At 41.2% G+C, this 20856-nt stretch carries 19 protein-coding genes; 6 read left to right on the top strand and 13 right to left on the bottom strand.

What is annotated here, in order from left to right:
- Positions 1-82: 82 nt before the first annotated feature.
- From ACM0OT_RS09885 to ACM0OT_RS09870, 4 genes are all read right to left on the bottom strand, one after another.
- Positions 83-316, bottom strand: coding sequence for a hypothetical protein (locus tag ACM0OT_RS09885; RefSeq protein ID WP_414564195.1), 234 nt, complete (start codon positions 314-316; stop codon positions 83-85).
- 153 nt (positions 317-469) lie between these two features.
- A complete protein-coding gene (locus tag ACM0OT_RS09880; RefSeq protein WP_414564194.1) occupies positions 470-718 on the bottom strand; it encodes a hypothetical protein in 249 nt (82 codons plus the stop codon).
- A 293-nt stretch (positions 719-1011) separates the two neighbouring features.
- Positions 1012-1608 (bottom strand): TIGR02281 family clan AA aspartic protease, encoded by a 597-nt coding sequence (locus tag ACM0OT_RS09875; RefSeq protein ID WP_414564193.1) that lies wholly within the window; start codon positions 1606-1608, stop codon positions 1012-1014.
- 426 nt (positions 1609-2034) lie between these two features.
- Entirely contained in the window at positions 2035-2787 is a 753-nt protein-coding gene (locus tag ACM0OT_RS09870) for a nucleoside phosphorylase (RefSeq protein ID WP_414564192.1), read from the bottom strand.
- Between the two features lie 165 nt (positions 2788-2952).
- Here ACM0OT_RS09870 and ACM0OT_RS09865 point away from each other — a divergent pair, with 165 nt between their 5' ends.
- From ACM0OT_RS09865 to modB, 3 genes are all read left to right on the top strand, one after another.
- Entirely contained in the window at positions 2953-3783 is an 831-nt protein-coding gene (locus ACM0OT_RS09865; RefSeq protein WP_414564191.1) for a sulfite exporter TauE/SafE family protein, read from the top strand.
- A 258-nt stretch (positions 3784-4041) separates the two neighbouring features.
- Complete coding sequence (gene modA, locus ACM0OT_RS09860; protein WP_414564190.1) at positions 4042-4836, top strand: molybdate ABC transporter substrate-binding protein; 795 nt, start codon at positions 4042-4044, stop codon at positions 4834-4836.
- Positions 4837-4990: 154 nt separating this feature from the next.
- Positions 4991-6796 (top strand): molybdate ABC transporter permease subunit, encoded by a 1806-nt coding sequence (gene modB, locus ACM0OT_RS09855; protein WP_414564189.1) that lies wholly within the window; start codon positions 4991-4993, stop codon positions 6794-6796.
- 87 nt (positions 6797-6883) lie between these two features.
- Here the strand turns inward: modB and ACM0OT_RS09850 are convergent, their stop codons facing one another.
- The 3 genes from ACM0OT_RS09850 to ACM0OT_RS09840 all read right to left on the bottom strand — a co-directional run bounded on the left by ACM0OT_RS09850 (position 6884) and on the right by ACM0OT_RS09840 (position 9092).
- On the bottom strand, positions 6884-7093 hold the full coding sequence (locus ACM0OT_RS09850) for a TOBE domain-containing protein (RefSeq protein ID WP_414564188.1): 210 nt from the start codon (positions 7091-7093) through the stop codon (positions 6884-6886).
- Between the two features lie 140 nt (positions 7094-7233).
- Positions 7234-7812 (bottom strand): hypothetical protein, encoded by a 579-nt coding sequence (locus ACM0OT_RS09845; RefSeq protein ID WP_414564187.1) that lies wholly within the window; start codon positions 7810-7812, stop codon positions 7234-7236.
- Between the two features lie 398 nt (positions 7813-8210).
- Positions 8211-9092 (bottom strand): 4-hydroxybenzoate solanesyltransferase, encoded by an 882-nt coding sequence (locus tag ACM0OT_RS09840; protein ID WP_414564186.1) that lies wholly within the window; start codon positions 9090-9092, stop codon positions 8211-8213.
- A gap of 367 nt (positions 9093-9459) precedes the next feature.
- Here ACM0OT_RS09840 and ACM0OT_RS09835 point away from each other — a divergent pair, with 367 nt between their 5' ends.
- Both ACM0OT_RS09835 and ACM0OT_RS09830 read left to right on the top strand, forming a co-directional pair.
- Positions 9460-11109 carry a Ppx/GppA phosphatase family protein gene (locus ACM0OT_RS09835; protein ID WP_414564185.1) on the top strand — a complete coding sequence of 550 codons (1650 nt, stop codon included), beginning with the start codon at positions 9460-9462 and terminating at the stop codon, positions 11107-11109.
- Positions 11110-11361: 252 nt separating this feature from the next.
- Positions 11362-11511, top strand: coding sequence for a hypothetical protein (locus tag ACM0OT_RS09830; protein WP_414564184.1), 150 nt, complete (start codon positions 11362-11364; stop codon positions 11509-11511).
- 184 nt (positions 11512-11695) lie between these two features.
- Here the strand turns inward: ACM0OT_RS09830 and ACM0OT_RS09825 are convergent, their stop codons facing one another.
- Positions 11696-12163, bottom strand: a complete 468-nt coding sequence (locus ACM0OT_RS09825) for an MgtC/SapB family protein (protein ID WP_414564183.1) — start codon at positions 12161-12163, stop codon at positions 11696-11698.
- A 371-nt stretch (positions 12164-12534) separates the two neighbouring features.
- Between ACM0OT_RS09825 and ACM0OT_RS09820 the strand changes: the two genes are divergently transcribed.
- Positions 12535-14907 carry a putative PEP-binding protein gene (locus ACM0OT_RS09820; protein ID WP_414564182.1) on the top strand — a complete coding sequence of 791 codons (2373 nt, stop codon included), beginning with the start codon at positions 12535-12537 and terminating at the stop codon, positions 14905-14907.
- 194 nt (positions 14908-15101) lie between these two features.
- Here ACM0OT_RS09820 and ACM0OT_RS09815 read toward each other — a convergent pair whose 3' ends face one another.
- From ACM0OT_RS09815 to ACM0OT_RS09795, 5 genes are all read right to left on the bottom strand, one after another.
- Entirely contained in the window at positions 15102-15764 is a 663-nt protein-coding gene (locus ACM0OT_RS09815; RefSeq protein ID WP_414564181.1) for a DUF1361 domain-containing protein, read from the bottom strand.
- Between the two features lie 233 nt (positions 15765-15997).
- On the bottom strand, positions 15998-17254 hold the full coding sequence (locus ACM0OT_RS09810; protein ID WP_414564180.1) for a hypothetical protein: 1257 nt from the start codon (positions 17252-17254) through the stop codon (positions 15998-16000).
- A 163-nt stretch (positions 17255-17417) separates the two neighbouring features.
- On the bottom strand, positions 17418-19310 hold the full coding sequence (locus tag ACM0OT_RS09805; RefSeq protein ID WP_414564179.1) for an iron uptake porin: 1893 nt from the start codon (positions 19308-19310) through the stop codon (positions 17418-17420).
- Between the two features lie 114 nt (positions 19311-19424).
- Entirely contained in the window at positions 19425-19901 is a 477-nt protein-coding gene (locus ACM0OT_RS09800) for a hypothetical protein (protein ID WP_414564241.1), read from the bottom strand.
- 185 nt (positions 19902-20086) lie between these two features.
- On the bottom strand, positions 20087-20851 hold the full coding sequence (locus tag ACM0OT_RS09795) for an energy-coupling factor ABC transporter ATP-binding protein (RefSeq protein ID WP_414564178.1): 765 nt from the start codon (positions 20849-20851) through the stop codon (positions 20087-20089).
- Positions 20852-20856: the final 5 nt, after the last annotated feature.

The following is a 20856-nucleotide window of genomic DNA, read 5'->3' as shown; positions in this document are numbered from 1 at the left end:
TCTTGTTTATCACATCAAGTAGTTTTACTTTTCAATCCCCAAGAGCCATCTAGCTTCTAGTTACCCGAAGCCATAAAAGCCATTAGTAGTATCCACCAGAGCTGAAGGATTTGGCTAAGTAGGTAACATGACCGATTGCATAGACTGTCACAAATGCTTCAGCTAATTTAGTCAGAGTTGAAGCATCGCTGAAGCCGTAATCGTAGCTACCACCAGAGATGACATCTACATCTTTCAATTCATTAAGAAAACTTTCGGAATCTTGAAATAAGTCAGATCCAGCAATGTTTAATTCAGACAGAGTGATATTTGCCATTGTATTAGCTCCTTAAACTTTGATTGCGAGATTTTTAATTTGACTCTCAGGGATGATTGCTAGTACAAATCTCTTGTTTATCACATCAAGTAGTTTTACTTTTCAATCCCCAAGAGCCATCTAGCTTCTAGTTACCCGAAGCCATAAAAGCCATTAGTAGTAACCTATGTTAGAACTGAATGACTTGGCTAAGTAGGTAACATGACCAATTGCATATGTGGTCACAAATGCTTCAGCTAACTTAGTCAGAGTTGAAGCATCGCTGAAATAACCGCCGCCACCATAACCGTAGCTACCACCAGAGATGACGTCTACATCTTTCAATTCATTGAGAAAACTTTCGGAATCTTGGAACAATTCAGAACCAGCAATGTTTAATTCAGACAGAGTAATGTTTGCCATTTTATTAGCTCCTCAAGTATTTCTTGCTAACAATTAAACTGTATTTCGTTTAACTGTTACTGCTATTTTTATTCATGGAAATTGCTAAAGTCAAGGACAAAACCATTATTAAAAAGACAGAAAATCATTATTTAGTCTTTTTGGAATTGTGATTTTAATAGGACAAAATATGGGATTTTATTAGGAATAATATATAGTGATACTCAACTAAAAAATCCCCGATTTTTTGCAAAAGTCAGGGATATGAGCCTATCTGTGTATGTAATTTATGTGCTGGAAAACTCGAAAGTAATTTATCGGGTATGAAATTCTATGACTTTTTCACGAATTTTGATGTCGTAGTTACCAAAAAAATCATGGCCTAGTAGTCCGATATTACCGTTGGAAGCGATCGCTACTTCTAGATTATTAGCTACAACTCCACCTACCTCTATAGAACTTACCTTACTTGTTGGGAATGTTACTCGAGTACCATCAGCAATTTGGGCTACCATACTACCTGTAGTCTCAAGTTGCAGGGTACTTGCCATCTTTTGAGTAATTAAGGTACCGTGGGCGCCTGTGTCTACAATCATCTCAAAGAATTTTGTATCATTAAATGTGACGTCAATAACAGGAGTTCTACCCAGGCGGCGTTTGATGGGAACTTGAAAAACCTGTTTATTATTCTGACTATTGTTGTTGTTATCAATATTGTTGCTATTTGGTGTATTGACACTACTACATAAATTTCCCAATCCCACTATTCTGCCAGAGGTGGTAATCATAAAACATGATCCTGGATCATCAGCCGTAGCCCGATGAGAAAATGCTAAAGATATTAGTGTTGGTATTAGTGTTATTAGAGCCAGGTGAATTTTAATAATCTGACGCTTCTGAGCATATTTCATATTATTTGAATCTCCATTTTTTTATATATAGAGTTTGATGTCTACATGACCCAGTCTAGACAAAAATTGACAGTAAAAATTTACCTTACTCGCACTGTATTTTTGCGTAAATAAAGCTAAACCTAGATATTTTCTTTGACCTATCTAGTCAATTTGTGTATTTTGAGGTGATGTATTGATATCTTTTTATCGTGTATTTATATATCTCCAAAAAATGGAATTACACTTTACACAATATATAGTATCCGTAATTACTGAGAGTTTAATTAAAGATTAAATAAAGACATGATAAAACTACTGAGACTATACTATGACTTACGCACTTGCTACGAAAATCAAGGCTTTGAGATTGCTTCTCTACAGTAGCAATGACGAAAATACGTGGTTGGTTACGTAGATCCTGTAGATTTGCAAGAATCATAATTCTCAGTGAGTTACTGCATGGATGGCAGTAGCGATCGCCTGATTCACAGCCATGTCTTTTTGAGCTACAATCACATTCTCAGCCAAAGTGCGCTGGGCCACTACACCACAAACAGCCGCCGCAGCAAACCCATACACTCCCGCCATTTTAAATAGCGTACCGCATTCCATTTCGTAGTTCAAAACATTTAATTGCCGATATTCTTCTGTAATACCGTGGAGCGATCGCCGTAAATGAGGATTCGCTGAATTGGTACGTTCCTGTCCTTCATAAAAGGTATCTACTGAAGCTGTAATTCCTAAATAATGTTCAAATCCGAGCTTCTGTGCAGCTCGAACCAACGCCACCGTCAGAAACGGATCAGCTAGGGCTGGATATTCCACAGGTGCAATATCGTTGGCTGCACCTTGACGACACAAAGCCCCACTACTAATGACAATACTACCGACAGGGATGTGAGGTTGAATTGAGCCACAAGTCCCAATGCGAATAATTTGCCGGATACCTACTTGTACTAATTCATTCACCACAATACTCAACGAAGACGCACCCATGCCACTGGTAGCTGATAAAATGGGGCGATTATTAGGTAAATATCCCAGATAACTATTGAGTCCGCGATGCTCTGATAACAAGCGTACATCTTGTAAATACGTATTAGCTATTAAACGCGCCCGTTCTGGATCACCAGATAAAAAAGCCATTTCAGGAGGTGATGCACCTAAATCATCTCGCTCAAAACCAATGTGATACATATATTTGAGAGTTGCGATCGCCCATCGCCTCAATAGAATACTACTTTTTCACGCCTTAACTAAACAATCATCAGCGTTGATATATCAGCCAAACTTGCTACAGAATTAAAACTCACTTTATGTGTAAATACAGACAAGTAGCTTTTCCGCAATAGCACAACAGCAATGAAAGAGAATAATTCCTCTGTACAAGTACGGCGTTTTCAATTATCCTTTCTTTACTCTGTACCCATAGGGATATTAGGAGGGCTAATTGGACTGGGCGGCGCGGAGTTTCGTCTACCAGTCCTAGCCAGTGTATTGGGATATTCAGCACAGCAAGCCGTACCTGTAAATCTTGCAGTTAGCTTGATTTCAATTGCTGCGTCTTTGGCAATTCGGGGTAGTCTGCTTTCTTTCGATTTAGTATTTCTCTTGCTACCTGTCATCCTTTCATTAATTGCTGGTGCAGTAATTACCGCCTTTTTCGGGGCGACAATGGCAGGAAAGCTTTCCAACGAACAGCTAGAGAAAATTATTTTTTGGTTATTGGTAATTATTGGTATTGCCTTAATTATTGAAGGATTTTTACCTCAAGAAATACCAGCCCTGCTACCTGCATCCTTGGGTTGGCGTATTCCCGCAGGTATTATGTTCGGGTTAGCAATTGGATTAGTCAGCAGTTTACTGGGGGTTGCAGGCGGTGAGGTGATTATCCCTACCTTAGTTTTCGCCTTTGGTGTAGACATCAGAACAGCTGGGACAGCTACTTTATTGATTAGCTTCCCCACAGTACTAGTAGGGGTGATTAAATATGGTAGTAGAGGCGCTTTTAGCAATCGCACCATCTTGAAAAATACCGTTGCACCGATGGGTGTTGGTTCAATTATTGGAGCCATTATCGGGGGAATGCTTGTCGGTATTATTCCCGCATCAATCCTGAAAATCTTTTTAGGAATCATCTTAAATATCTCTGCATTTCGCGTATTTCACAAAGACAAATCTCATACCGCCTAAGAAGCAAGTATTTTTGCGTCAAGTCAATATATCGGTAACAACCTCTATCAAGAGTGTTTCAGTTGGATTGAAGACAAAACTTAGTCCTCTTTCTTGTGAAAAGGCGAAATTTTATGTGTTAATTGAATAGTTAGAGCATTTATTTTGGCAATATGTCAGTAATTCTTGCTACAGAATTAAAATTTCTTTCATGTGTAAATACAAACAAGAAGCTCTCAAGCCTTCTAGAAACTTTAGTTACACAACAAAAATAAAAATATGAATAAAAAACAGATGCTGGCCTTGATTGGCATAGCCGTTACTAGCTTTTTCCTAGCGATCGCCTTACCTTTAATTACTCCCACTCCCCTAACAGCACAGTCAAATGTCACCTTACTTGTGTCTGCGGCGGCTAGTTTAAAGGATGCACTAGAAGAAATTCAGCCCATTTATCAACAAAGTCAACCAAACGTTAGTATCAGATATAACTTTGGGGCTTCTGGGGCATTACAACAACAGATTGAACAGGGTGCGCCAGCAGATATCTTTATTTCTGCGGCTAGAAGACAAGTAGATGCACTAGAAGAAAAAGGACTTTTAGTTCCAGGTACTCGTACTAACTTAGCCAATAACCGCTTAGTTTTAATTGTGCCCAATAATAATACTGCTATTAAGAGCTTTTTCAATTTAACAGATGCCAAAGTCAGGAGAATTGCCGTAGGAGAACCCAGGAGTGTTCCCGCCGGACAATACGCCGATCAAGTGTTCAGGAAATTAGGTATTTTTGATAAAATCCAATCTAAATTAGTCTTAGCTAATAATGTGCGTCAAGTTTTAGCATCTGTAGAAAGTGGCAACGCCGATGCAGGTTTAGTTTATGCCACAGATGCCAAAATTTCTAATAAAGTCAAAGTTATAGTTGCTGCTGATGAAAAATATCACTCGGCAATTGTTTACCCAATGGCAGTAATTAAAAGTAGTAAAAATATTCCGTCTGCCAAGGAATTTGTCGATTTTTTATCCAGTAATCCAGCCAAAACTGTGCTAAAAAAATATGGTTTTATTGTGAGTTAGGAAACCTTTAAATAAAAAATATCCAAAATTTTCTTGTAAGATGGGTTTTTGTAGCTATCCCATATTCATCACAATACGAATTACGTAAAGCCCTTATGGTAATAAATACGCTCACCTCGTAGCGTCCCATAGGGTTGATTACAAATTAATTAACATGGATTTATCTCCCCTTTGGATATCACTAAAAACTTCCTTACTTGCCACACTCATTACCTTTTTTCTAGGTATTTGGTCTGCTTACTGGATGCTGGGATATCGAGGTCAAGGTAAGTCATTCATTGAAGGAATTTTCATTGCTCCTTTGATTTTACCGCCTACAGTAGTCGGCTTTTTATTGCTGCTATTTTTTGGGAAGAATGGCCCTGTAGGTCAACTGATGCAACCTTGGGATTTTAGCATTGTTTTTACCTGGTACGGTGCTGCGATCGCGGCGACAGTTGTGGCGTTTCCCATTATGTATAAAACAGCATTGGGGGCCTTTGAACAAATTGATGGCAATCTTTTACGCGTAGCCAGAACCCTTGGTGCTACTGAATCAACAATCTTTTGGCGCATTAGTTTACCCCTAGCATTTCCCGGAATTGTTGCCGCCACAAGTTTAGCTTTTGCGCGGGCATTGGGTGAATTTGGAGCTACTTTAATGTTAGCTGGTAATATTCCCGGACAAACTCAAACTATCCCGATGGCAATTTATTTTGCTGTAGAAGCCGGTGCGATGAATGAAGCTTGGTTTTGGGCGATCGCCATCATGAGTATTTCTTTATCTGGAATTATAGGAGTCAATTTTTGGCAAGAAAATCGGGGGAAGCAAAAACAACAACATTTCCCATTCCTTAAAGGGCGGAGAAAGCAGGAATATTCCATATCTCAAACCTGCCCTCAAACTGATTCATCAGGATTGTTTGTCGATATTACAAAACAGCTTCCAGGCTTTAGATTGCAAGTATGTTTTAGCGGCGACGGTAATACCCTGGGATTTTTAGGAGGATCTGGGGCTGGCAAAAGTATGATTTTGCGCTGCATTGCTGGTATTGAAACACCCTCCAAAGGACGTATTATTTTAAATGGGCGGGTGTTGTTTGATTCTGCAAAAGGAATTAATTTACCTTCACGCGATCGCCGCATTGGGTTTTTAATGCAAAATTATGCTTTATTTCCTCACATGACTGTGATGCAAAATATTGCTTTTGGCTTACCTCAAGGCTTATCGAAATTCGCAATTAAGCAACAGGTACAGGCGCAACTACTAGCAGTGCAGTTAGAAGGATTAGAAAATCGCTATCCTCACCAACTTTCTGGCGGACAGCAACAACGGGTAGCTTTAGCCAGGGCTTTAGCAATCCAACCAGAAGCATTACTATTAGATGAACCATTTTCGGCGCTGGATACATATCTGCGGCATCAATTACAAGAACAATTAATTGAAACCCTCAGCACCTATTCAGGGGTAACGCTATTTGTAACTCATAACTTAGAAGAAGCTTATGAAGTGTGTCAACAATTGTTAGTGGTTTCCCAAGGACAAGTTATCGCTAACGATGATAAACAAAATATTTTTGCCCATCCAAATACTTACACTGTCGCCCAATTAACAGGTTGCAAGAACTTTTCCCCTGTAAAGGTAGTATCTCCTCATGAAATAGCCGCTTTAGATTGGGATTGCACCTTGAAAGTGATAGCACCAATACCCCAGTCTCCAGCTTATATAGGCATTCGCGCCCATCATCTCAGCTTCACAGATAACCCCAACACTGAGAATACCTTTCCCTGTTGGCTAGTTAGGAAGCGGGAAACCCCCCACCGCATGACGCTGTATTTGAGATTGCACAATTCAGCCAACACCCATGATTACCATCTACAAGCAGAAGTATTTAAGGAAAAATGGATAAATTTGAAAGACAAACCATTTCCCTGGTATGTGCGTTTAGACACAATGAAGCTATTTCTCATGCAGGAGTAGAAAAATATGCGATCGTAGTCAGGACTTTAGTCCTGTTTGTTCCAGATGAGGCTGATGAGGACTGAAGTCCTCACTACAAACTTTTATTTAGTCCACACCAATCAAAACATCAGTTGACTTAACGATCGCATACACTTCTTTCCCTACTTCTATACCCATGCTTTCATATGAAGACTTGGTAATAATCGAAGTAACTTCAACTCCGGGGGTAATTTCAATGACAACTTCTGCATTAACGGCTCCAGGTGTAACGTGCTTTACTTTACCTTTGAGAGCATTACGCGCACTAACTTTCATGTTTTACTCACTCAAAATACAGGATTATCTGAGTTTACCTAGTTGTGCCATAATTTAGCAAGTATTTTATCATGACGTTATTTTTACTTGCTAAAGGTACTAAAAACTCTGGTTTTCCTCATCAGATTCATCACAATGAATTACCATGTTTCTGCCCAATAGACAATTTCTGAGGCTGAAATATCAATAGCTACACCGTAACTGTTGCCACGATGCCACTTGAAGCCTGGTTTACCTTGGTCTTGTGCATCTAATACCAAGATTTTGTAGCTAGCTGGAAATGATTCCGCAGCAGCATCACTAGTGTAAAAGAACGTTGTCGGCACACCATTGGGTTGATTAGCATGGTCATTTGTACTACCACCTTGATACTGATGTTTTGCCTGACGTCTATATTGCGAAAGTAATTTTTCTATATTTTCTGTTGACTTTTTTAGCCGCACTTGAAAATAACTGCTTCCTTGATAAACTCCTGTAGAATAAGCAATACGGACATTTTCAGTACCAGAAGGAAGCTCATCAGGAAAGTGTTTAACGTAGTCGTTATTAGACAATATTTGCTGCCGAATTTCTTGATAACGAGATGTATCCGTAATTACTTCAGTCTCACTACTACTGCTAAAAGCCTTTCGCAGAAAAAAACTTCCCCCGACAATCCCCAGACTGCCTAGAGAAAGTAAAACTATCATGGCTACTTTGACAAGGTGCGATCGCTTCATCGAGTTGGGCTGCTAAATTTCTTAGTCATCTACCCAACTACTAAACTAAATTCGTACTATTGCGGAGACAATATCAGAGATATTGATAAAAACTTTGCGGATTACGGGAAAATACGGGGTTATTATAAAATTTTGGTGAAGTTTAGAGGTTAAAGTTAGAGTCATTAATTTCTAGCCTCTAGCCCCTAGTCCTACCATCCGTGAAAATATCGAAAAAATAGATAAGAATTGAGAAATAAATATCAAATCTTGGTAGTAAATTTCAAGTATTATCTGTATTAGATCAAAGACTTTTCAATACAAAAAGACGATCTAGCTGAGTGGGCTAGGTCGCTTTTTTTTCGGAATCTATTGCCTGAGCTACTAGTTGAAAATACTGGCTCATACCCATTTGCAGATCAAACAGATCCAGCAATCATCCCAGCTAACAAGATAAAACCAATCCACACATTTTGCCGGAAAATTTCACCATACACAGGATTGGGGAGGTCTTGATTTGTTAAGCGTAGCGACTGCCAAATCCAGCCAATAGCAGCAATGGTCAAGCTAATCCAGAAGACAAATTTCAAGTGAATCAAAACACCTAACCAAGCTAATAACACAATGGTGCCTACAAAAAAAATGCCAATAGCCACAGGAGCATAATTACCAAAAAATAAAGCGCTAGAATTAACCCCAATGCGGCGATCATCTTCGCGATCGCTCATGGCATAAACAGTATCAAATCCCAATGTCCAGAGTATTGTTGCACCCCATAGTAGCCAAGTTGGTTGAGAAAGATTTTGGGTGACTGCACTCCAGCTAATCAACACAGCAAAACCCCAAGCAATGGAAAGTACTAGTTGCGGTACCGGAAACACCCGCTTTGCACCTGGATAAAGCAAAATTACTGGCACAGCTGCTACAGATAACCAAAAACTTAGGGGGTTAAGATAAAAAGCGAGGGCGGCTGCACATGCTAGAGAGATAATCGCCACAACAATCCCCACCTTGATCGACAAAGCGCGGGAAGCCAGGGGGCGATCGCGTGTTCTTTCGACTTCTGGATCAATATCTCGATCCCACAAATCGTTAACTACACAACCCGCTGCACTAGTGGCCAAAGTACCCAATATAATTACACCCACCAAAAGTAAAGGCGGTTTGCCAGCGGCTGCCAAAAATACAGCCCACAAAGCAGGAATCATTAAAATTAATCTTCCTTCTGGTTTATGCCACCGCAAAAGCCGGATAATCACAAGCCACACTGGTTCCTGGTTGCGTTCTGGGGTAGTCAACATAGAAATCAAAAATCAAGTAATAACTTTAGATAGATGAATTCACACATCTTTACAACTATAGAATAACGTTATTTGCTATTTATAAAATCACAAACTCAAGTGACAACTGTGAATCAAAGATCTAAATAGCCGTCATCAACTAACGCAACCAAAGGAACTAGGGGTTAGGGTCTAGGGTCTAGTATTCTTACTCAGCACTTAGTCTTTTTAAGTCAGTCACTTGAGTTATTAGCAGCAGAGTGAATATTCTTAGATCAAGTAGCCTTTGCACAGAGTCAGACTGAAAATTATTTTTTGCACATCTACCAGTGCCAAGTATCCTGATACACGCCTTTTTACTGTCCTTCCTTTATTGAGAGAAAACTAGATGCTGAATTTAGTTTCAGCTGACTGGGAGAGTATTACTACTCGATCGGTTCAGCAACACCGGATTATTGCTGCCATTGATTTGGGAACAAATTCTCTGCACATGGTAGTAGTGAAGATTGACCCGACGTTACCATCGTTTAGCATTATTGCCAAAGAAAAAGAAACTGTCAGATTAGGCAATCGTGATCTTGCTACTGGAGAATTGAAACCAGAAGTAATTGAAAAAGCCATTAATGCCCTGAGACGCTTCCAAGAAGTTGCCAAAACTGCTCATGCAGAAACTATCGTAGCTGTAGCTACTAGTGCTGTGCGCGAAGCCCCCAATGGGAGAGATTTTTTGTATCGAGTAGAAGCTGAATTAGGTTTAAGCGTTGACTTAATTTCCGGTCAAGAAGAAGCACGGCGCATTTATCTAGGTGTGCTGTCGGGGATGGAATTTAATAACCAACCCCACATTATGATCGATATTGGTGGCGGTTCCACAGAATTAATTTTGGGGGACAGTCAAGAAGCCCGTAGTCTCACTAGCACGAAAGTTGGTGCAGTACGACTTACCAGCGAATTAATTTCTACTGATCCCATCAGCGATGCCGAGTTTCAGTACTTGCAAGCCTATACACGCGGTACACTAGAACGTTCCTCTGAAGATGTCTTATCAAACACCAAGTTTGGGGAATCGCCGCGTTTGGTAGGAACCTCCGGCACTATTGAGACTTTAGCAACTATCCACGCCCGCGAACAATTGGGTTATATTCCTTCTACCCTCAACGGTTACGAGTTTAGTCTTAAAGACTTGCGGTATTGGGTCAACCGCTTGCGAAAAATGAAGAATATAGAAATATCTACCATACCCGGTATGCCAGAGAAGCGATCAGAAGTCATATTAGCTGGCGCTGTGATCTTACAGGAAGCTATGACTTTATTGGGTGTGGAATCGGTGACAGTGTGCGAGCGCGCCCTTAGGGAAGGCGTAATTGTGGACTGGATGCTATGCCACGGTTTGATAGAAGATCGACTGCGCTATCAAGGTTCAGTGCGTCAACGCAGTGTCCTCAAACAAGCGGACAAATACCATCTCAATTTAGAGCATAGCGATCGCGTGGCCATATTTGCCCTGAGTTTATTTGACCAAACCCAAGGCACACTACACAACTGGGGAGACAACGAGCGGCAAATGCTGTGGGCGGCGGCTATATTACACAACTGTGGTCACTATGTCAGCCATTCATCTCATCACAAGCATTCCTACTATTTAGTTCGTAACGGTGAATTACTTGGCTACACCGAAACTGAAATTGAAATCATTGCTAATTTAGCGCGTTACCACCGCAAATCACAACCCAAGAAAAAACACGAAAATTACCGTAACTTGCTGAGTAAACAGCATCGCCAAATAGTCAGCCAACTCAGTGCGCTGTTGCGATTAGCCGTTGCCCTCGATAGGCGACAAATTGGTGCGATCGCCCGTATACAATGTGAGTACATTCCTCATAGTCAGGAATTGCAAATATTAATTTTCCCCTCTCAACCTGATGACGATTGTGCCTTGGAACTTTGGAGCTTAGATTATAAAAAATCGGTGTTTGAAGATGAATTCAAGGTGAAATTGGTAGCTAATTTGAAACAAGCTCCTGTGGTCAAAATATAGTTTCCACAAAAGATTTGGGTGCGTTACACTGGTTTAACGCACCTACCAAGCTATCTAAAGATTTGACAGTTACTCTGTCATAGAGGTTAAGATTGATTTCCGCAACCGCGTTTAGAGAAAGCAAAATAATTGCCGGGGAAATCTACCTCCTGCACATCTTTTGACGACACACAACTTATGTATAAAAGCAAACCAACCCTTGAAGATTTCCTAGCTTATACAGAAGCTGAAAACCTTGAACTAGAAGCAAAAATGGAGGAATCATATCAACAATTTCATGCAGAAATTGAGACGAATAACGAACTAATGTCTACTCTAAATATAGAATTTATAGAACGTCGAGAACTGGGCACAGATGAAGAATATTGCCTACAACTGGATACAGAATTCGAGGACAAGTAACTAAAATATTTCGTAAGTAATTTGGGAATTTTGACGTCAAAAAACCCAACATCATTGGCAGCGTTGGGTTACGTTGCGCTTAACCCAACCTACAATTTTTTACATCATTGCAGTCGTGTCAAGGCACTACTAGTTAAAAACAAAATCCGCCTTTCTCAGAAGTGATTCTTGGAGAGCTTACAGATTATAGGGTGGGAGGATGTTTCTCTAGTTTTTTAAATACATTCAGGATTAAAAAAGTTAGAATAGCACCAATTAATCCTAGCTGCCACAAACCAACTCCAGCAGCAACTCCCAAAGCGGCACAAACCCATACAGATGCTGCTGATGTTAATCCATGAATTTCCGGGCGCTGTGACGCTTGAGAAGATTGGCTCACAATTTCTCCAGCACCCAGAAAACCTATACCAGTTGCAACACCTTGGATAACACGGCTGATAGCATCAGCACTTGGTTCGAGTAAAGTTAGTTGCAGAGGTATAATGATAAACATTGCTGAACCAAGACTTACCAGCATATGAGTTCTTAAACCTGCTGGTTTTTTCTTAACTTGGCGTTCTATACCAATAATTGCTCCGAACAACAAAGCCAGGGATAACCTAAAAATGATATTCAGCAAATTATCGGGTGCAAGGTAGTAAGTATTTAGCAATTGTAAATATGGTAAAAAATACTACATTTTATATGATTACTTGATCATATAGTTTACGAAAACTATGCAAAAACTAGCAACTCAGAATATATATTGATACTGATTATCTGAGCATTGATCTATAAAAAACTACATGCTAGATAGTATTCTACCTCACATTGCTAAATTTCACATAAACTCAAGAAGGACATAGGCTATTAAGGGTTACATCGAAGGTTGCAAACAATAAGGTTAAGTAATTTTGTTCAGGTACTTATCAAATACAAATAGGAGAAACTCTGGCTGATAAATATTTTATAGATAAAAACCGAAAATGTACCAAGGCGGAATACTCATAGCAACAAATAGACAACAGACAACTAACAAATTGAGTGGATAAACTCTACTGGCTGAACCAAATTAAACTGCAAGACCGCGTCAAAGTCGGTGACAAAGCATTTTATTTAAGCAGAATTACGCAGCGTGGCTACCCGGTGCTGCCCGGTTTTGTCATCTCGGCAGAAGTTTTGCGACAATTTTTAGCAACTCTCAACAGTCCAGAGTCTTTAGTTGCAGACTTGCCCTATTCTTCTTTGCATCTGGATGTATCTAATTGGCGACAACTTCAGCAAGTAGCTGGGCGGTTACGTCAGGAAATTATGACAGCAAATGTCCCACAGGAATGGGTGAGGACAATTTTGGCTGCTGCTAGAGAATGGCAAACTAGTCATGTGATTTTGCGACCCACTTTGGCATTATCTACAACTACGTCGGCAGTAGGAAATACGTCTGGATTGCTGGAGTCGGTTTTTTGTCGTTGCCATGAAGACGCGATCGCCTCGGCTTTAAAGCGTACTTGGAGTCAGCTGTTTCGTGCCAGGAGTCTCCTATATTGGCGACGGACAGGCATTAGTTTGCAACAAATTAATTTAGCTGTGTTAGTGCAACCAGTTCACAATGCCATCGCTAGTGGTCTACTTAATGCTAATTCTTCGGGGTGGACCATCGAAGCAACTTGGGGGTCAGGATTAGCGATCGCCAAAGGTGATGTCTTACCCGATGCATATTATATTCAACATGAAACTGGAGTGGTACTAGAGCGACATCTAGGCAATAAAATGCTGGCTTATCGTTTTGATGATACTAGCGCCACAGCGGATTCATCTGAGTCAGTTGTAACCGCAGATAATACTGATATAGTGGCCTATGTCCTTGAGGAAGCCCAACAAAAACAGTACGCTTTATCAGAAGAATATTTACAACAAGTAATCACTCTGGGAACTCAACTTGTGAGTGAAATAGGTCAAAACTTTACGATTAAATGGACTATCTCTGAAGAAGCCCCAACCCCCAATCTCTACCTTACTCAAGTCAATGCCCCTCAATCGACAATTCCTCGTTTACAGTTCATCAAAGGACTAGGGGCATCAGGGGGGCGGATAGCAGCAACTGCTCATGTAATTGTCAATTCCCACAATAAACCAGAACAAATACCCCAAGGCGTAATTTTAGTAGTATCGGCCATCACCCCTGATTGGTTGCCTTTACTACATCAAGTTGTAGGTATTATCACAGTCCAGGGAGGATTAACCAGTCACGCAGCAATTCTGGCTAGGGAATTAGGTATTCCGGCAGTTGTTAACGCAGCAGATGCTACAGTCCTGATTCACAACGGCGAAAGGTTGCTTTTGGATGGTGATCGGGGAGAAGTTTATCGTATCAAAAAAGACAAAGCAGGAGAGGGAGAGACTGAAGAACTAAATTCCCCATATTCCCCCATTTCTCCATCATCCCCCAATCCCAGAAAGGGTCACGCAGCCCCTCACCTACCTATGATTGCTACTGAGTTACTCGTGAACCTGAGTCAGCCTAGTTTAATAGAGCAAGCACAAAGCTTACCTGTGGATGGAGTGGGTTTATTGCGTTCCGAAATGATGTTACTCAACATCTTAGAGGGACAACATCCCCATAGTTGGATCACAAGTGGCCGCAAAGCAGAACTGTTAGAAAAATGGTCTTTTGCGATTATGCAGTTTGCGCGAGCTTTTGCACCACGACCAGTTTTTTATCGTTCTTTAGATTGGCGATCGCCTCCTTCTCTGCACTCGATGCCATCACACGAGTTACCATTATCAACTCATGAACTACATTCTGTAACACATTCGACCCTAGGCGATCGCGGCACGTTCAGTTATGTGCAAAATTCGGCGGTTTTTGAGTTGGAAATGACAGCCTTAGCTACTGTACAGCAATCTGGCTACAGTAATATTCACCTGTTGTTGCCGTTTGTTCGCAGTGTAGAAGAATTTTCTTTTTGTCGGCAAAAAGTTGAGCAAGCAAGATTAACCCAAGTACCCCAGTTTCAACTATGGATGATGGCAGAAGTGCCAAGTGTGTTGTTTTTGCTGCCAGAATATGTCAAAGCCGGTGTAGCAGGAATTTCCATTGGGACAAATGACCTGACACAACTATTGCTAGGAGTAGATCGAGAACAAGGACAACTAACAACAGTCTTTAATGAACGTCATCCAGCAGTAATCAAGGCCATCGCCCAATTGATCCAGATGGCAAAAAATGAGGGAATACCTTGTTCCATCTGCGGACAAGCACCAGCAATTTATCCAGAAATCATTGATCAATTAGTGCAACTTGGTATTACTTCTATTTCCGTAGAACCAGAAGCCGTAGAGAGAACTTATAGAGCGATCGCTCGTGCTGAACAACGCTTAATCTTAGCCGCAGCACGCAAAAAACTTGATTGCTAATGACCAATTACTTGATATATCCAGTTTCGCGCAAAAACTTCCGTAAATCGGCAAAAAATTGTGTGCGATCGCTTAGAAGAGTAGGGCTATACAAATAAAAACTGCCTCCTCAGCCTATAAGGATTTCAGCCCAGGAAGGTGGGCTTTGATTGTGTAGCCCCAGGCTTCTAGTCTGTGGGGCTTTTCTTCTCTAATTAAGAAAGGTCACTATTAGTTTGATTAGTTTGCCGTGGCTGAACGCCTATCCTCTGGTGTGGTTGTACCACAAAACTCAAAGATGCTCGTTTCATAATCCAGTACAAACCAGCAAGAATTACAAAGGTAATAGCAGTAATTACTAAGGGCTGTCTACCAAGCAGTTCTTCTATACCTTTTGTTAGTATGGCATCGGGTTGAGTTACGAAATCCCAACTATTAAAACGCAAAAACCTACCCCAATAAATACCAATGGCACAAAGAGCATGGGTAATCATTTCCGCCCCCAAAATCCATTGGCTTTTACCAATGCGATGTAAATAATAACCTAAATTAATTAAAGATATTACGTAGGCTTCAAACCCAGCTAAAATTACTAGTAAATAAATAGGAATTAGCACCAAGGTAATCATCCACACTGATTCAATCCGGCGGATGTCGTCAACGAAGTGAATCACATCGGTCAATAAATAAGGCGCATTTGGCAAAAACGCAAAGAAAACCAAGAATCCTAGCCACCAAACCCAAGAACGTCCGCGTCTGGTGCGAAATAACCAAACACTCAAAGCCAAAGGTATAAAAGCCAAAAATAAATTCCAAGTCATCCAACGCATATTAAAGCGTAAGATTTGTAAAAACGTGGCGATCAATTCCTCTTTCATAGTTGCTTACTGGCAAAATGTGTGCAGGATAAAATGTGACTATGAGGGGTGGACTGTGAAAATTGCTACTGTTAATTTTTGAATAATTAGACTTAAGTATCTAGTATAGCTAGAAAATTGAAAGGGAGAAAGGAATCACTCACAAGGATCAGCTGAGATGAGAAAACCAAAAAAAACTCCCTGAATTACATTCGGGAGATGTAGAACAAGTATTAAAAACTGATATCTGTGAATTAACGCATCAAAACTCGACTGCGAGGGCCAATTGCTTGTTTCAATGTAGTGGGTCTAGTAGGACAATTTACGGTGTTTTGTGAACAACTACTTAGATTAACAACAGATGTTTCTAACCCTACTGGATTGGCGGCAAATGAATTACCATTACTAAATTCTATATTGGGAGTAATGGAGGGTGAGGAGAAATTAAACTCATTGGTATCAATTGAAGGTGTCTGTGAGGCTAATACCTGTGGTGTGACAGGTGCTGGCGCTGGGGTAATACTAATTGGTGCGGTGACAGGTGCTGGCGCTGGGGTACTACTAATTGCTGCGGTGACAGGTGTCGGTGCTGGGGTACTACTAATTGCTGCGGTGACAGGTGCTGGCGCTGGGGTACTACTAATTGCTGCGGTGACAGGTGTCGGTGCTGGGGTACTACTAATTGCTGCGGTGACAGGTGCTGGCGCTGGGGTACTACTAATTGCTGCGGTGACAGGTGCTGGCGCTGGTGTACTACTCATTGGTGCTGTGACGGGTGCTGGCGCTGGTGTACTACTAATTGGTGCTGTGACGAGAGTAGCATCTGCCGGTACTTTGATTGTCAATCTTACCAAGGGCGAGTCATTCATTTCCCAGGTGGTGACAGTTGGTTTACCTGGTAAATCAGATTTGAAATCAAAGACAGTGGGACTTTCACCACCATTGCGATCGCTATATCTTGGCCCTTGTCCACTCACTTCAAAAGTGCCTTGATACTGTTGTCCGGTGTTCGGATCGGTCACTACACCTGTGTAAAAGCCTCTTGTGAGTCCAAACTCATCCTGAACGACACCTTGAAATAAAGTTCCTGGTATTTTTCCTTGATAATTGAACGATGTCAATTCACCGCCAGATAGTACCGGCGAATTGAGGATACCATTTGCAGAAATTACCGGAATGCCTTTAAAATCTACAAAATAATGCAGACTGCCATCGGTGCGTGTTTGCACCTTTACATAGTCTGACTGATATACAGGAACATAATTGGGATTATTCCTAGTACCTATATTGCGCGAGTAAGCACCACTAGAATCGGTATCAATGCGAGTAACTCGGTTATTGAAATTGGGATTAAAGCTAGGCAGTTGGAGAGTTCCTGATAATGTACCAGTGCTTTGAATGGTAAGTTGAGCCGAAGCGCTGGTTCCGCCTACAGCCAAGATAAATGCAGCCAAAGTGCTACTGCTAATAACTGCAAGACCCAACTTAGTAGCTGATGAATTTAATTGCATGAAAAATTAGCTCCATTAATTTAAGGGAGATGAGAGAAATGAGGCAGAAATGGGAAAATTTCTTCACCCCTGCATCCCTGCTTTTTTTCTGGCGATCGCTAATAGTTGGGAAATACGTACTAGGGGTTTAACCCCTTGTGATTACATTTACATCAGTACAAAATTAAAACCGGAAGGTTGCTCTTAATGCCCCAACTACCAAGGGGTCATTAGCAGCGTTATGATCAGGATTGAAAATCACGAATAAGCCTGGTGTGACAGCAATATTTTCATTGATTTGGGCGCGATAAAAAAGTTCTACGTGGAGTGATGTATCACTGCGTCCGCCCGGTGTGCCGCCATCGGAAAAGTTGGGAAAATTGAAGCCTTCGGGTAAGGTGCTAGAGGTAATTTTGGGGGGTTGTCCGACGAGAACGCCACCTAAGTTGCCAGGACGCAGGAGATTAGGCAAAGCTGCAAATACCATCCAGTTGGTAGTTTCGACGCTACCTGAAAGGTCTACTGGTTTGGAAGATGAAAAGCCGCCCCAACCGCCTAATTGTAAGTTCGGGTTGACACGCCAGGCGACAGTGGCCCCAACTGCGTGGGTATTAAAAGCTGTTGTTTCTGCGAAAGGTGAAATTAGTTGAGCATCACCAGTGGCTGTTCCTAATAAATCATTAGGGGAGTGGGAGTAAAGATAATGCACCCCCACATCGATGTTATTGCTTGGTGCAACTGTGAGTTGAGCGCCTGCTGTATATTTACCACCAAATAGTCCGGCTTGATTGCTGTTGCCGGGAAAGCTGGGAATTTCGGCACTATATACGCCCTGTAAACTGAGGCGATCGCTAATTTGCCAGTCAAAACCTATACCGCCAGTGCCGTTACCAATACCCAAAATCGGGTTACGCTGACCAAATTGAGAAATTGCGCCATCACCTGAACCTTCTAAGGGATTAATTCCGCGAAATGTGCTGCTAGGGTTAACACCGGCTGTACCTACGACAATTCCCAAGTTATCGGAGAGAGAAAATCTGTAAGACAAGTCGTTGAGTACCAGATTATTTTCTGTATTTGACTCAAAACCTAATCGCCCCATGTTAGTAAATACCAAGGGTGCAGACGAACCCAAATTTCCCGCTGATAGCCCTGTTAACAGTAAATCTCGTCCTGTAAATGAAGTAGCTAAGGTTAATTGCACGCTATTTGTGAAAGTGAGATTTGTTTGCCCTTGACGGTCTGGTATGCCATCTCTGGGAAATAAATCTACATTTGGGCTGTTTGTTCCCTGGACGCTAAAAATTGCTTGACCAAATAGTCTGGTAGTGGTAGAAAACTGATTAGACTGCAATTGACTAGTTTGATTTTCTAGTCCTGACACACGCTGCTGTAATTGCTGTAATTCTTCCTGAAACTCGGTTTGTAACCTTTGCAGGGCTATCAAATCATCATGATTAATCGTGTTTGTTTGATTACCAGCAATTAATTCTTCAACTTTATCTATACAAGCATTTAAACCAGCGGCAAATTCATCACGACTGATAGCACGGTTACCTTGATAAGTACCAACTGGATATCCAGCAATGCAACCATAGCGTTCCACTAACGACTGTAAAGCGCCAAAAGCCCAGTCAGAGGGTTGGACATCATCCAGTTGAGACACCGATGTGATTTGAGACATGGGTTCATCTGGATCTGACTCTGGGGAGGGCGAAAGAGATGGGGAAAATTCTGCTATGCTTTCTGGTTGAGGTATTTCTGAGATTACAGGACGGGATTTCTGAGATTTAGACAAAATGGAAGTGCTTTGAGCATGAGCCTTTTCGACAACTTTATTAAGTAGATTTTGATACTCTGTATTTGAGTCAGTAGATAAGTCTTGAGAATGATGATCCGACGGTACAAATTCCGGGGGTGTGATGTCAGCATCTGGGAATATTTGAGCTATTTGTCCCTGGTTTGACTGCTGTACTTCTTGTTCTAAATCAATTACAGACTGTTCTGGTAAGTTATGGGGCAAAGAGGTTTGCCCTGCTGTTAACACACCCACCATCAGTAAACTTATCTCACTCATTGTATTCCAGTTGACTGAACACCAATATTTATCTTGACAGATGGGCTTGGTGTTCCTCAGGAATATTTGTAGAAAATAAGTAATAAAAGTTACTCAAATAAAAGTATTTTTGCCCTATTCACTCTGACCACAGTATTTATTCAAGTCATCGACTAAGGCATCTGATTCCTTGCCAGTAGTTTCGGCCACTGAAGTCAGAGCGGTATCAATTTCTGTTCTCGCTTTTTGGAGTTTTTCCCTACCGGCTGGTGATGCTTCGGCATTTTTAGCTACACCAAGTGCTTGTGCGGCTTTGGCGATCGCTTGACTTAAATTTTCAAATACTCTCACAAAACTGCTTTGAAGTTCCCGCAAATTGGGGTCTGATAATTTTAATTCTTCTAAGGAGCGAGTAATAACAAGCAAATCCTTAGATAGTTGCAAGCTGGTTACTACTTGCTGTCCTTTATTTTGATCAATTAGAGAATTGCCGGCATTCACTACCTGAATCAGTTGCTGACATTGAGAAATTTTATCTTCACAACCATTAACTAACAAAGCAACACTTAGACCAATAGGAGCAATCACAATTAATTTACGCCACACAGACATTAAGTACCCCACCACCACTAAAACCCAAACAATACTAGCTAATAATTTGATAAATGAGCAGTAAAAAACGGTTGGAGTTCCCACGGTTGAGGAACCCCAGACAATAAATTAACTAGAGGATAATCTCACGCCAAGACAAGCCAGTGCGCCCTTGCGGTTCCCCAACTTCGTATTGCTCCCAATCGCTACCAATCTACTGGTAAACCCAATTGGTCTAAAGTATCTTTCTCTTGCAACAGCGGTTGAATTTCACTATCTATTTGAACACGACCACCAGAGAGTACCAAGGCGCGTTGAGTTACTTTACCCAACCAATGTAATTCATGGGAGGCAATTAACATTACTTGAACGGGCAATTTTAATAATACTTGTGCCAAATGCCGTCGCCATGCTGGATCAAGTCCGTTAGTTGGCTCATCTAAAATCAAAATTGTGGGATCTAGAGCGAGAATCGCCGCTAAAGCTGCAAGTCGTCTTTGTCCTCCAGAAAGTTCATGAGCGGAACGGTTGGCGTAGGCTTCTAGACCAAAGTCTGCTAATAATTGCCTGGCTCGATCAATGGCTACGGCTGGTGGTACACCGTAATTACGCGGCCCGAAAGTAATATCTTCTAATATTGTGGGCATAAACAGTTGGTCGTTGGCATCTTGAAAGCCAAAACCGATGTAACGGCGTACTCGGGGGAGAGTGTTCGGTGTTACTGAGATGCTATTAATCAAGATTTTTCCTGATTTTGGTTGTTTTAAGCCAATCAAGTTTTCCAATAAGGTACTTTTACCAGAACCAGTTGCGCCCATTAATGCTACGCGATCGCCTACATTTAAACGAAAGGAAACTTCTTGCAATACTGGCTCTCGATTACCATAGGCAAATACCAGGTTTTGCACCTCGACTACAGTGGGGTGGGGGTTACCTGTAGGAATTGGGGGATGAGAACTCAAAGATTTCAAAATAA

The organism is Anabaena sp. CCY 9613, from assembly GCF_963920895.1.
Lineage (GTDB): Bacteria > Cyanobacteriota > Cyanobacteriia > Cyanobacteriales > Nostocaceae > Cyanocohniella.
The sequence above is the reverse complement of the archived record's forward strand: the minus strand, read 5'-3'. Positions and strand labels throughout refer to the sequence as shown.

Excerpts from the sequence above, each read along its gene's own strand:
- ACM0OT_RS09880 (WP_414564194.1), bottom strand. The coding sequence starts at position 718 with ATGGCAAACATTACTCTGTCTGAATTAAACATTGCTGGTTCTGAATTG.
- ACM0OT_RS09815 (WP_414564181.1), bottom strand. The coding sequence starts at position 15,764 with ATGAAAGAGGAATTGATCGCCACGTTTTTACAAATCTTACGCTTTAAT.
- ACM0OT_RS09800 (WP_414564241.1), bottom strand. The coding sequence starts at position 19,901 with ATGTCTGTGTGGCGTAAATTAATTGTGATTGCTCCTATTGGTCTAAGT.
- ACM0OT_RS09845 (WP_414564187.1), bottom strand. The coding sequence starts at position 7,812 with ATGAAGCGATCGCACCTTGTCAAAGTAGCCATGATAGTTTTACTTTCT.
- ACM0OT_RS09830 (WP_414564184.1), top strand. The coding sequence starts at position 11,362 with ATGGAGGAATCATATCAACAATTTCATGCAGAAATTGAGACGAATAAC.
- ACM0OT_RS09865 (WP_414564191.1), top strand. The coding sequence starts at position 2,953 with ATGAAAGAGAATAATTCCTCTGTACAAGTACGGCGTTTTCAATTATCC.
- ACM0OT_RS09840 (WP_414564186.1), bottom strand. The coding sequence starts at position 9,092 with ATGTTGACTACCCCAGAACGCAACCAGGAACCAGTGTGGCTTGTGATT.
- ACM0OT_RS09810 (WP_414564180.1), bottom strand. The coding sequence starts at position 17,254 with ATGCAATTAAATTCATCAGCTACTAAGTTGGGTCTTGCAGTTATTAGC.
- ACM0OT_RS09850 (WP_414564188.1), bottom strand. The coding sequence starts at position 7,093 with ATGAAAGTTAGTGCGCGTAATGCTCTCAAAGGTAAAGTAAAGCACGTT.
- ACM0OT_RS09875 (WP_414564193.1), bottom strand. The coding sequence starts at position 1,608 with ATGAAATATGCTCAGAAGCGTCAGATTATTAAAATTCACCTGGCTCTA.
- ACM0OT_RS09885 (WP_414564195.1), bottom strand. The coding sequence starts at position 316 with ATGGCAAATATCACTCTGTCTGAATTAAACATTGCTGGATCTGACTTA.
- ACM0OT_RS09835 (WP_414564185.1), top strand. The coding sequence starts at position 9,460 with ATGCTGAATTTAGTTTCAGCTGACTGGGAGAGTATTACTACTCGATCG.
- modA (WP_414564190.1), top strand. The coding sequence starts at position 4,042 with ATGAATAAAAAACAGATGCTGGCCTTGATTGGCATAGCCGTTACTAGC.
- ACM0OT_RS09805 (WP_414564179.1), bottom strand. The coding sequence starts at position 19,310 with ATGAGTGAGATAAGTTTACTGATGGTGGGTGTGTTAACAGCAGGGCAA.
- ACM0OT_RS09870 (WP_414564192.1), bottom strand. The coding sequence starts at position 2,787 with ATGTATCACATTGGTTTTGAGCGAGATGATTTAGGTGCATCACCTCCT.
- modB (WP_414564189.1), top strand. The coding sequence starts at position 4,991 with ATGGATTTATCTCCCCTTTGGATATCACTAAAAACTTCCTTACTTGCC.